The sequence below is a fragment of the Flavobacterium sp. genome (assembly GCF_044361065.1).
Taxonomy (GTDB): domain Bacteria; phylum Bacteroidota; class Bacteroidia; order Flavobacteriales; family Flavobacteriaceae; genus Flavobacterium.
This window is the reverse complement of the sequence record NZ_JBIKJI010000006.1, coordinates 1-13203: the sequence shown is the minus strand read 5'-3', so window position 1 is coordinate 13203 and position 13203 is coordinate 1. Positions and strand designations below refer to the sequence as shown.

Genomic DNA, 13203 nt, shown 5'->3' with positions numbered 1-13203 from the left:
AAAAAGTATGATGAAGCATTAGCTAAAACCATACCAAAAAATAAGTTTGATAATTAATTTTTAATATGAAAAAGTTGGGTAACCCTAAATCGTTTTCAAAAACTATCTTTTCTTTAGCACTTTCTGCATTTTTTGCAGTAGGTGTTTCAGCGCAAGAAGCTGTTGCAGCTGCTGCGCCTGTTGCAACCGCAGCGGCACCAGCAACTGGTTCAGGTGATCCGGTAAAAGGAAAAGAATTGTTTAACACTAATTGTGCCGCTTGTCACAAATTAGATGCAAAAATGACTGGTCCTGCATTGAGAGGTGTTGGCGATAAGTATGACAAAGAATGGTTGTACAAATGGATTAAAAATAGTTCAGACCTTATTAAGTCTGGTGATGCTAAAGCGGTAAAAGTGTACGAAGAATATGCGAAAGCAAATATGACGGCTTTTCCTCAATTATCTAATGGCGACATTGATAACATTATAGCATACACTATGGAAGTGGCTCCGGCAGCGGAAACTCCAAAAACAGCAACAGGTGGAACTGCTGAAAAATCAGAAGGCGGTGTATCAAATAACTTAATATTAGGTGTTTTAGCATTTGTGTTAGGTATTTTGGTATTTATGTTGGTTACTGTTAAACGATTATTGAAAAATGTAATAGAGTCTAAAGGCCTTGAAGTTGCAGAAGCACCAAAAGGATTGCCTTTTTGGAAAGCATTTGTTAAAAATCAGTTTTTAATGGTGGTAACGGCTATATTATTCCTTTTAATTTCTGCTTACTATATGTATGCTTATTTTATGCAAATTGGAGTAGATCAAGGATATGAGCCAATTCAACCTATTCATTATTCACATAAAATTCACGCTGGTGAAAATGGTATTGATTGTAAATACTGTCACTCATCTGCAAGAGTTTCTAAAAATGCGGGTATTCCTTCATTAAATGTATGTATGAATTGCCATAAAAACATTGCTGAATTCCAAGGTTCTAAAGATTCAACTTATGTAGAATATACTAAAGAATTTTACACAGGTGAAATTCAAAAATTGTATGATGCAGTTGGATGGGATAAAGCAACTCAAAAATACACAGGAAAAACAAAACCTGTAAAATGGGTAAGAATTCATAATTTACCAGATTTCGTATATTTTAATCACGCACAACACGTAACTGTTGGTGGTATTGAATGTCAAAAATGTCACGGTAAAGTTGAATCATTTGAAGTAATGAAACAAGATCAACCATTAACTATGGGATGGTGTATTAACTGTCACAGAGAGACAAATGTGAAAGTTGAAGACAATGGTTATTACAAAAAAATCCACGAACAATTATCTAAAAAATTAGGTGTTTCTAAGTTGACAGCTGCTCAAATGGGTGGTTTAGAATGTGGTAAATGTCACTATTAATAATAATATAAGAAGTTAATATCTATATACAATGGCATCAAACAAAAAATACTGGAAAAGTGTTGAAGAACTAAATGAAAATAGTTCTATTGTTGAGGCGTTACAAAGCAACGAATTTGTAGAGCAAATTCCTGTTGATGCGTTTTTAGGTGATAAAGAAAATCTTTCTAATTCATCTACTTCACGTCGTGACTTTTTAAAGTACGTTGGTTTCAGTACAGCCGCAGCATCATTAGCAGCTTGTGAAGGGCCGGTAATTAAGTCAATTCCTTATGTGGTTCAACCAGAAGAAATTATCCCTGGTGTAGCTGATTATTATGCTACAACTATAGCGGATGGGTATGATTTTGCGAATATTTTAATTAAAACTCGTGAAGGTCGTCCTATTAAAGTTGAAAACAATACAACTGAAGGAGCTGTAACAGGAGCAAACGCAAGAGTTCATGCTTCCGTTTTGTCTTTATATGATAATTTAAGATTAAAAAATCCTAAAATTGATAAAAAAGAGGCATCTTGGAATGAAGTAAATGCAAAGGTAAAAGCTAGTTTAGTTGACGCTAAAGCCAAAGGCGGTCAAGTTGTAGTTTTAACAAACACAACAGCAAGTCCTTCAACAGATAAATTAATTTCAGATTTAGCAACTAAATATACGAATGTTAAACACATTATATATGATGCAATTTCTGATTCTAATGCTTTAGATGCTTTTCAAGCGGTTTATGGTTTCAGAGGTTTAGCAAATTATAATTTTGCTGCAGCTGATACAATAGTTTCTGTTGGTGCTGATATCTTAGGAGATTGGCAAGGTGGTGGTTTTGATACAGGTTATGCAAAAGGACGTATTCCGAAAAACGGAAAAATGTCTAAACATATTCAAATTGAAGCAAATATGTCATTAGCTGGTGCTAATGCAGATAAAAGAATTCCTTTAACTATTGCTAATCAAAAATTAGCTTTAGTAAAATTATATAATGCTGTTACAGGTTCAAATGTTTCTGTTGCTAGTGTTGGTGCTTTAGATAAAGAAGTTGAAAAAGCGGCACAACAATTAAAAGCTGCTGGTTCAAAAGGAGTAGTGGTTACAGGTTTAGATGATTTTGATGCACAATATTTAGTGTTGGGTATCAATTTAGCTTTAAAATCTGAAGCTTTTAATCCTTCTGATGCTAAGTTAACCAGAAAAGGTGATGCAAAAGCAGTTGCTCAATTAGTAGCGGATATGAATGCTGGAAAAGTGCACACATTAATTATGAGTGGCGTAAATCCAGTATATACTTTAGCCAACTCAAAAGAATTTGTTGCAGGTTTAGCAAAAGTAAAATTATCTGTAGCATTTTCTACAAAAGAAGATGAAACGGCTACTAAAACTTCAATCGCTGCTGCAGCAAGTCATTATTTAGAATCTTGGAATGATGTTGCAATAACACGTTCAAACTATAGTATTGCTCAGCCAACAATTCGTCCATTATTCAATACGAAACAATTTCAAGAAGCGTTATTAGCTTGGAATGATAATGCTACACCATATTATGATTTCTTAAAAGGTTTTGCTCCAACTAATTTAGGTGGTAAATCTTGGAATCAAGCAGTTCACGATGGTTTTGTTGTAACTGCTGCTGGAAATGTATCTGCTCAAGCAGGTAATTTTGGAGCTTCAGCTACAAAACTTTCAGGTGCAAAATCAAATGGTTTAGACTTAGTTTTATATAGTAAAGTTGGAATGGGAGACGGGCAACAAGCCAATAACCCTTGGTTACAAGAATTCCCAGACCCAATTACAAGAGTGTCTTGGGATAATTATGTAACTATATCTAAAGCAGATGCTGAAAAATATAAATTAGAAAACTTTAATGTAGCAAACGGAGGTTTAAACGGAAGTTATGTTTCAATTAAAGTTGGAAATGCTACTTTAGAAAATGTACCAGTAATTATTCAACCAGGTCAAGCTGCTGGAACAATTGGTTTAGCTTTTGGTTACGGTAGAAAAGAAGCTTTAAAAGACGAAATGCAAACTGGTGTTAACGCATATACGCTATATGCAAACGGTAATGCAAATCAAACAGCTACGGTTACTTTAACAGAAGGTGAGCATGAATTTGCTTGCGTACAATTACAAAGAACTTTAATGGGTAGAGGGGATATCGTAAAAGATACTACTTTATCTATATTCAATAAAGCGAATGAAGCGGGTAATAAAGAAATTTATAATCCAACACCAGTGGTTTCATTAGATCACAAAGAAGTTGCTGCTACATCAGTAGATTTATGGGCTTCTTTTGACAGAACTACAGGTCATCATTTTAACTTATCTATCGATTTAAATGCTTGTACAGGTTGTGGAGCATGTGTTATCGCATGTCACGCTGAAAATAATGTACCAGTAGTTGGAAAAACTGAAATAAGAAGAAGTCGTGATATGCATTGGTTAAGAATCGACAGATATTATTCATCTGAAGAAACGTTCGCAGGAGATATTACTACTAAAAACAGTTCTGAAGGTTTAACAGGTACTATTTCAACTTTCCAAGAATTAGAAGATCCTTCTGCTAATCCACAAGTTGTTTTCCAACCTGTAATGTGTCAGCACTGTAACCACGCTCCTTGTGAAACGGTTTGTCCAGTTGCAGCTACATCGCACTCTCGTCAAGGTCAAAATCATATGGCATACAACAGATGTGTTGGAACGCGTTACTGTGCTAATAACTGTCCATATAAAGTACGTCGTTTCAACTGGTTCTTATATAATAAGAATGATGAATTTGATTACCACATGAATGATGATTTAGGTCGTATGGTGTTAAATCCAGATGTAAATGTACGTTCTCGTGGGGTTATGGAAAAATGTTCTATGTGTATCCAAATGACTCAAGCTACTATATTAAAAGCTAAGAAAGAAGGTAAAGAAGTTGGTAAAGACGATTTCCAAACGGCTTGTTCTGCTGCTTGTACTTCAGGAGCTATGATTTTTGGAGATGTTAATAATAAAGAATCAGATGTTGCGCAACTTATAGAAGACGACAGAATGTATCATTTATTAGAAAGCATTGGAACAAAACCAAACGTGATGTATCATGTTAAGGTAAGAAACGATAAATAATTATTAATAGAAACAATATAAAGGATTATGTCTCATTACGAAGCACCCATTAGAAAACCTTTGGTTATTGGTGATAAATCTTATCACGATATAACCGTAGATGTAGCTCGCCCAGTTGAAGGAAGAGCTAACAAATTATGGTGGACAGTATTTTCAATAGCATTAGCTGCGTTCCTTTGGGGACTTGGTTGTATGGTATACACAATCACAACAGGTATCGGTACTTGGGGTTTAAATAAAACAATTGGATGGGCTTGGGATATTACCAACTTCGTTTGGTGGGTAGGTATTGGTCACGCAGGAACACTTATTTCTGCAGTTCTTTTATTATTCCGTCAAAAATGGAGAATGGCGATTAACCGTTCAGCAGAAGCAATGACTATTTTCTCTGTAATTCAAGCTGGTTTGTTTCCAATTATTCACATGGGTCGTCCATGGTTAGCATATTGGGTATTACCAATTCCAAATCAATTCGGATCATTATGGGTGAATTTTAACTCACCATTATTATGGGACGTATTCGCAATTTCAACGTATTTATCAGTATCATTAGTTTTCTGGTGGACTGGTTTACTACCAGATTTCGCAATGCTTAGAGATAGAGCAATCACACCATTTAATAAAAGAGTTTATTCTATCCTTTCTTTTGGATGGAGTGGAAGAGCAAAAGACTGGCAACGTTTTGAAGAAGTATCTTTAGTATTGGCTGGTTTAGCAACGCCTCTTGTACTTTCTGTTCACACTATTGTATCTTTTGACTTTGCTACATCAGTTATTCCTGGTTGGCATACTACAATTCTACCTCCATATTTCGTGGCGGGTGCAGTTTTCTCTGGGTTTGCTATGGTAAATACATTATTAATTGTAATGCGTAAAGTTTCTGGTTTAGAAGATTATATTACCGTACAACACATTGAATTAATGAATATCATTATTATGATTACAGGTTCAATCGTAGGATGTGCTTATATCACAGAATTATTTGTAGCTTGGTATTCAGGAGTAGAATATGAACAATATGCTTTCCTTAATAGAGCAACCGGACCTTACTGGTGGTCATATTGGTTAATGATGACTTGTAACGTATTCTCTCCACAATTTATGTGGTTCAAAAAATTAAGAACAAGTATTGCGTTTTCTTTCATTATTTCTATTGTGGTAAACATTGGTATGTGGTTTGAACGTTTCGTAATTATCGTAACTTCATTACACAGAGATTATTTACCATCATCTTGGACGATGTTCCAACCTACATTTGTTGATGCAGGTATATTTATTGGAACTATTGGATTCTTCTTCGTATTATTCTTATTATATTCAAGAAGTTTCCCAGTAATTGCTCAAGCAGAGGTAAAAACAATCTTAAAATCATCTGGAGATAATTTCAAAAGAGAAAGAGGAGATAGTAAACCACATCATGACAACCACGGACATGATGCTCACGAAGGACACGATCATCATTAATATAAAGAATTATGAGTAATAAAGTAGTACACGCTATATATAACGACGATGATATTTTGTTAGCTGCAGTTCATAAAACTAAAGCGGCACACTATCATATTGAAGAAGTTTATACGCCATTTCCAGTTCACGGACTTGATAAGGCGATGGGTTTACCAGCAACACGACTTGCAATTTGTGCATTTCTATATGGTATAACAGGTTTATTTATATATTTTAATTTATTAAGATTTATAATGATAAAAGATTGGCCTCAAGATATTGGTGGAAAGCCATCTTTTGAATTCATTCAAAATATGCCTGCATTTGTACCTGTATTATTTGAAGGAACCGTATTTTTTGCAGCTCACTTAATGGTTATCACTTTTTATATGAGAAGTAAATTATGGCCATTTAAAAAAGCAGAAAATCCAGATGTAAGAACAACTGACGATCACTTTTTAATGGAAGTTGGCGTTTATGATAACGAAGAAGAATTGGTTTCTTTCTTCAAAAACACTGGAGCAGTAGAAGTAAAAGTAATTGATAAGCATTAATAGGTATGAAAAGTATTTTAAATATATTGACATTAGTTGGAGCATCTTTGCTAATGACATCTTGTTTTGATAAATCTGCACCTAATTATCAGCTTTTTCCAAACATGTACGAACCAATTTCTTATGAAACATATGGAGAATCTGACGTTTTCAATTCACCTACAGGTGAAAAAGGAAAAGTAAGTCAAATTCCACCTACTGGAACAATCAAACAAGGTTTTGTCCCTTATGAAATTCCTAATACTCCAGAAGGATATATTGCTTCAAAAAACAATGTTTCTCCATTAACTGCTGATCAAATTGATGCAGAAAAAGGAAAAGAATTATTTACAATTTATTGTGCTATTTGTCACGGTGAAGGTGGCGATGGAAAAGGAAATTTAGTAAAGAGAGAAAAATTCCTAGGGGTTCCTAGTTATAAGGATAGAGTAATTTCTTCAGGTAGCATATTTCACGTGGTTACTTATGGTTTGAACTCAATGGGTTCTCATGCAAATCAATTGTCAAAAGAAGAAAGATGGCAAGTAGCTGATTATGTTATGAAACTTAAAGCAGAATTAAAATAGTATTACTTTTTAGAAAAAATAAAAATATGTACCAGTTTTCTAGTAGATTAAAAAGCTTTTCATTCGCCTTAATGGTTTTGGGTATTTTAGGAATCGGTTACGGTTTCTGGTCGGCACCTAAAACTGATGAAGACGTTGAAGCAATCTTAAAAGAGCAAGAAGCTCATCATGGTGGTGCACACCACGATACACATACCGAAGCAACTCATTCTGATGCTTCACACGAGGAACATACTAACGCAGAAGCACATTCTTCTCACGAAGCTTCAACTCATAAAGTTGAAAGTGCTGATACTGTAAGTCACGAAGTAGCCCATGTAGCTGTTGATTCTGCTGCACATTCAGCTCACGACTCTACAGTTGTAGCTATTGCTCCAGTTGTAACAAATTCTAAAAGTGATATTTACGTAAGTAAGTTTCATAAAGAAATTGTAGACCACGAAGCGGAACACCAAGAGCATGTAGCACATGTAAAACATCAATTACAAAATAAACCATGGTCTGCATTATATGTAGCGTGTATATTCTTCATGTTAATTGCTGTTGGTGCCTTAGCTTTTTATGCCATCCAATGGGTAGCACAAGCAGGTTGGTCACCAATGTTGTTTAGAGTAATGGAAGGAATTACTGCTTATGTTTTACCAGGTTCAATTATCTTTTTTATATTGTTAGCTTTAGCTGGTTTCCACTTCAATCATATGTTTACTTGGATGTCTGATGGTGTTTCGGATCCAAATAGTCCGAATTATGATCATATTATTGCTGGTAAATCAGGTTTCTTAAATGTGCCTTTTTTCTTAATAAGAGCATCAATTTACTTAATTGGTTGGAATTTATTTAGATATGTATCTCGTAAAAATTCAATCAAATTAGATGAAACAAAAGACATGTCTTTCTTTAGAAAAAATTATAATGCAGCGGCTATGTTTTTAGTATTCTTCATTATTTCTGAATCTATGATGTCTTGGGATTGGATTATGTCCGTAGATCCTCACTGGTATAGTACATTATTTGGATGGTATGTTTTTGCAAGTTTCTTTGTAAGTGGTATCACTATGATTACTTTAACAACTATTTATTTGAAAAATAAAGGTTTATTACCAGAAGTTAATAAATCGCATTTACATGATTTAGCTAAATTTATGTTTGGTATCAGTGTATTCTGGACCTACTTATGGTTTTCTCAATTCATGTTAATGTGGTATTCTAATATTCCTGAAGAAGTTACTTATTTTGTAACTCGTATAGAAAACTATAATTTACCTTTCTTTGGAATGGTAGTTATGAATTTCGTATTCCCATTATTAATATTAATGAATGCCGACTTTAAACGCCTTCAATGGGTAGTTGTAATGGCTGGTATCGTAATATTAGCAGGTCATTATGTTGATTTCTTCAATATGATTATGCCTGCAACCGTTGGTGATCAATGGTTTATTGGGGTATCAGAAATTAGTTCGGTACTTTTCTTCGCAGGATTATTTATTTTTGTTGTCTTCACGGCATTAACAAAAGCACCATTAGCTTCTGAAGGAAATCCATATATAGAAGAAAGCAAACATTTTCATTATTAATAATTAATTAACGAAATAAACAAATGAACGGTTTATTGATACTTTTAATCATAGTTTTATTAGGTGTTGCAGCATGGCAATTATCTAAAATATTTAGTCTAACACAAATTGGTACTGCAAAAGATGATTCTGCAATAGCTACTGATAAAGACAACAATATAAATGGATATTTAATGTTTGCATTTGTGGCATTTATATACATTTTTACAATTTATTCATTTGTTAAATGGGGTAGTTTCGTATTAGATACGCCAGCATCATTACACGGACAAGATGTTGATAATTTGATGAATATTTCAATGGCAATTATCTTTTTTGTACAAACATTAACTCAGTTTTTATTGCATTATTTTGCTTTTAAATACAGAGGAAAAGAAGGTCAAAAAGCATTGTATTTTGCTGATAATAATAAATTAGAAGCTGTTTGGACAATTATTCCAGTTATTGTTTTAGCCGTTCTAATCCTTTACGGATTATATACTTGGAATCAAATTATGTTTGTAAACGAAGATGAAGAAGTAATCAATGTGGAGCTTTACGCGAAACAATTTGCTTGGGAAGCTCGTTATGCAGGTGATGACAATACGTTAGGAAAAGCAAATGTACGTTATATTAAAGATGTAAATACACTTGGTGTTGATATGTCTGATCCAGCTTCACAAGATGACAAAGTAGTAGCTGAAATTCATTTACCTGTTGGTAAGAAAATTCATTTCAGAATGCGTTCTCAAGATGTATTACACTCAGCTTATATGCCTCACTTTAGAGCGCAAATGAACTGTGTTCCAGGCATGGTTACCGAATTTGCTTTCGTTCCTACTTTAACTACTGCAGAAATGCGTGGAACAGCTATGATGATGAAAAAAGTTGACGGTATTAATAAAATTAGAGCTAAAAAATCAGAAGCATTAGTTGCTGAAGGAAAACCAGCCTTAGAACCATATACTTTTGACTATTTATTATTATGTAATAAAATTTGTGGGGCTTCTCATTACAATATGCAATTAAAAATTATTGTAGAATCAGAAGCAGATTACAAAAAATGGTTAAAAGAACAAAAAACAATTTCTGTTGCAGTTAAAGAAGCAAATGCTCCTAAAGAAGATCCTGCAGCTAATCCTGCTGATGCAAAAGTAGTAGTAGATTCTACAAAAACATTAGCACAAGTTGTAGTAAAAAAATAAATTAAGATTCAAAAAATAATATAATTATTATGTCACACGATCACGGTCATCATAAAGATACTTTCATTACTAAATATATTTTTAGTATTGATCATAAAATGATTGCTAAGCAATACTTAATTTCTGGTTTGTTGATGGGAATTATAGGGGTAGTTTTATCTTTGTTTTTCAGAATGCAAATAGCTTGGCCAGAAGAATCTTTTGAAATCTTTAAAGTTTTCTTGGGAGAAAAAATGGCTCCAGGTGGAGTTATGAGAAATGATATTTATTTGGCTTTAGTAACTATACATGGTACTATTATGGTGTTCTTTGTATTAACAGCTGGTTTATCAGGTACGTTTAGTAACTTATTAATTCCTTTGCAAATTGGTGCTCGAGATATGGCTTCAGGCTTCATGAATATGTTGTCTTTTTGGATGTTCTTTATCTCATGTGTGATTATGATTGGCTCATTATTTGTTGAATCGGGTCCTGCATCTGCGGGTTGGACAATTTATCCACCTCTTTCTGCAATTGAAGAAGCGATACCGGGCTCTGGAATGGGTATGACTTTATGGTTAGTTTCAATGGCTATTTTCATTGCTTCATCATTAATGGGTTCATTAAATTATATCGTAACTGTTATTAATTTAAGAACAGAAGGTATGACAATGACAAGATTGCCACTTACAGTTTGGGCATTTTTTGTAACTGCAATTATTGGTGTAATTTCTTTCCCAGTATTGTTTTCTGCAGCTTTATTGTTAATTTTCGATAGAAGTTTTGGAACGTCATTCTACTTATCAGATATATTTATTAAAGGGGAAGTATTACATTACCAAGGAGGTTCACCCGTTTTATTCGAACACTTATTTTGGTTCTTAGGTCACCCTGAAGTTTATATTGTATTATTACCAGCTTTAGGAATTACTTCTGAAGTTATCGCAACGAACTCAAGAAAACCAATTTTTGGATACCGAGCGATGATTGCATCTATTATCGCAATTGCATTCTTATCTACAATTGTTTGGGGTCACCACATGTTTATCTCAGGAATGAATCCATTCTTAGGTTCGGTATTTACATTCACAACCTTATTAATTGCAATTCCTTCTGCTGTAAAAGCATTTAACTATATCACTACATTATGGAAAGGTAATTTACAATTAAACCCAGGTATGTTATTCTCAATTGGTTTGGTTTCTACTTTCATTACTGGAGGTTTAACAGGAATCATTTTAGGAGATAGTACTTTGGATATTAATGTGCATGATACATATTTCGTTGTTGCGCATTTCCACTTAGTAATGGGTATTTCAGCATTATACGGATTCTTTGCTGGGGTGTACCACTGGTTCCCAAGAATGTTCGGAAGAATGATGAACAAAACACAAGGATATATTCACTTTTGGGTAACTGCAGTTTGTGCTTACGGGGTTTTCTTCCCAATGCACTTTATTGGAATGGCAGGTTTACCAAGAAGATACTACACCAATTCTAACTTTCCATTATTTGACGAGTTAGCAGACACAAACGTATTAATTACTGTTTTTGCTTTAGTTGGAGCAGCGTTCCAATTGGTTTTCTTCTGGAACTTCTTCTATAGTATTTTCAAAGGTAAAAAAGCACCAATGAATCCATGGCGTTCAAATACTTTAGAATGGACTGCACCAGTAGAGCATATGCATGGTAACTGGCCTGGAGAAATTCCAGCTGTACACCGTTGGCCATATGACTACAGTAAACCAGGTCATGATGAAGATTTTGTACCGCAAAACGTACCAATGAAAGAAGGTGAAGTAGAATTACATCACTAAAATATAAAAAAAAGTCCTAATGAAAATTAGGGCTTTTTTTGTGAATACTATTTTAATTGTATAATCTATTTAGATATCTATTGAAAAGTTTAACCCACATCACTTTTTATTGGATTTACAATTCATCCAATAAACTATACAAACAAAAAACCCAGCTAAGCGCTGGGTTATATTATATTCTCAAAATAAATTATATTCCCAACACCAATTTAGCGATAGTAAAATAAATAATAATACCTATAATGTCATTACTGGTGGTAATAAAAGGTCCGGTAGCTAAAGCAGGATCCACACCATATTTATCTAAAACTATCGGAATAAATGTTCCAATTAATGAGGCGATTACAATTACACTCAATAGTGCAATAGAAACGGTTATACCAATTATAAATTCGTAGCCAAGTAGAAAATGACTACCAAGAATTAAAATCCCAGCTAAAATACTTCCGTTTAATAAACTTAATGATAATTCTTTTAATAATCGGTTCCATAAACTTCCTGTAATGGAGTTGTTTGCCAAACCTTGCACCACAATAGCACTCGATTGCACTCCAACATTACCCGCCATAGCAGCAATAAGTGGCGTAAAAAACAGCAACATTCTGTGACTTTCCATCATAGGTTCAAAAATACCTAATACTTTTACGGAAATAAAGCCACCAAATAAAGCTAAAACCAACCAAGGTAAGCGCGCTTTGGTTAATTCCAAAATACTATCATCTGCCTCAACGTCTTGCGAGATACCGGCAGCTAACTGGTAATCTTTATCAGCTTCTTCTTTTATAATATCAATAATATCGTCAATTGTAACGCGACCTACTAATCTGCCTAATTCATCTACAACAGGAATGGCTTCCAAGTCGTATTTCTGCATAATTCGGGCTACTTCTACGTCTTTAGTTTCCACTCTAACGTAATCTACTTTTTTGATGTAAATATCGCTAATTTGTGTTTTGGTAGAAGTGGTCAATAAATCTTTTAACGACAAACGACCTTTCAGTCGATCTTCATCATCTACCACATAAATAGAATGTACTCTGGTAACATTTTCTGCCTGATGACGCATTTCTTTCACGCAAGTTAATACGTTCCAGTTTTCGTTAACTTTTACTAATTCTTTCGCCATAATACCACCTGCGGTATTTTCGTCATATCGTAAAAGGTCAACAATATCTTTGGCGTGTTCCACATCTTCAAGCTCCGAAATTACTTGTGCTTTTTTAGATTGAGGTAACTCGGCAATAATATCTGCCGCATCATCTGTGTCTAATTCATCAAGTTCTTCGGCAATTTCTTTTGCAGATAAGGTGCTTAAAATAGTTTCACGAACTTCTTCATCAAGTTCAAGAAGAATTTCTGCAGTAATTTCTGAATCTAATAAATTGAAAATATAAATGGCTTCGGACGTATCCAAATCATTCATAATTTCAGCAATATCAGCAAAGTGAATTTCGTGCAAAATAGTTTCCAACTCAACAATGTTATTTTGCTGAATTAAATTTTCAATTTGCGTGATAAGTTCTTTACTGATTTTAAATTCCATCTGCCGCTATTTTTTGTGTTAAAGAAATAAATTCTTCTACAGATAA

General features: G+C 33.8%; 9 protein-coding genes. 8 read left to right on the top strand and 1 reads right to left on the bottom strand.

Going from position 1 to position 13203, the window contains the following annotated elements; all coding sequences use genetic code 11:
- Nucleotides 1-65 precede the first annotated feature (65 nt).
- Genes ACIQ11_RS00870 through ACIQ11_RS00835 form a run of 8 tightly spaced genes read left to right on the top strand, consistent with a single transcriptional unit; the run spans nt 66 to nt 11614 of the window.
- Nucleotides 66-1397, top strand: coding sequence for a cytochrome c3 family protein (locus ACIQ11_RS00870; protein WP_396151924.1), 1332 nt, complete (start codon nt 66-68; stop codon nt 1395-1397).
- A gap of 31 nt (nt 1398-1428) precedes the next feature.
- Complete coding sequence (locus ACIQ11_RS00865) at nt 1429-4494, top strand: TAT-variant-translocated molybdopterin oxidoreductase (protein WP_396151922.1); 3066 nt, start codon at nt 1429-1431, stop codon at nt 4492-4494.
- A gap of 24 nt (nt 4495-4518) precedes the next feature.
- The gene (gene nrfD / locus ACIQ11_RS00860; protein ID WP_396151955.1) at nt 4519-5958 is read left to right on the top strand and encodes an NrfD/PsrC family molybdoenzyme membrane anchor subunit; all 1440 of its coding nucleotides are present in this window, start codon (nt 4519-4521) and stop codon (nt 5956-5958) included.
- 11 nt (nt 5959-5969) lie between these two features.
- Nucleotides 5970-6494: a DUF3341 domain-containing protein gene (locus ACIQ11_RS00855; protein WP_396151920.1), complete on the top strand. Its 525-nt coding sequence runs from the start codon at nt 5970-5972 to the stop codon at nt 6492-6494.
- A 5-nt stretch (nt 6495-6499) separates the two neighbouring features.
- Entirely contained in the window at nt 6500-7060 is a 561-nt protein-coding gene (locus ACIQ11_RS00850) for a c-type cytochrome (protein ID WP_396151918.1), read from the top strand.
- A 26-nt stretch (nt 7061-7086) separates the two neighbouring features.
- Complete coding sequence (locus ACIQ11_RS00845) at nt 7087-8634, top strand: quinol:cytochrome C oxidoreductase (RefSeq protein WP_396151916.1); 1548 nt, start codon at nt 7087-7089, stop codon at nt 8632-8634.
- Between the two features lie 23 nt (nt 8635-8657).
- Nucleotides 8658-9818 carry a cytochrome c oxidase subunit II gene (locus ACIQ11_RS00840; protein WP_396151914.1) on the top strand — a complete coding sequence of 387 codons (1161 nt, stop codon included), beginning with the start codon at nt 8658-8660 and terminating at the stop codon, nt 9816-9818.
- A gap of 29 nt (nt 9819-9847) precedes the next feature.
- On the top strand, nt 9848-11614 hold the full coding sequence (locus ACIQ11_RS00835; RefSeq protein ID WP_396151912.1) for a cbb3-type cytochrome c oxidase subunit I: 1767 nt from the start codon (nt 9848-9850) through the stop codon (nt 11612-11614).
- Nucleotides 11615-11804: 190 nt separating this feature from the next.
- Here the strand turns inward: ACIQ11_RS00835 and mgtE are convergent, their stop codons facing one another.
- A complete protein-coding gene (mgtE, locus tag ACIQ11_RS00830; protein WP_396151910.1) occupies nt 11805-13157 on the bottom strand; it encodes a magnesium transporter in 1353 nt (450 codons plus the stop codon).
- Nucleotides 13158-13203: the final 46 nt, after the last annotated feature.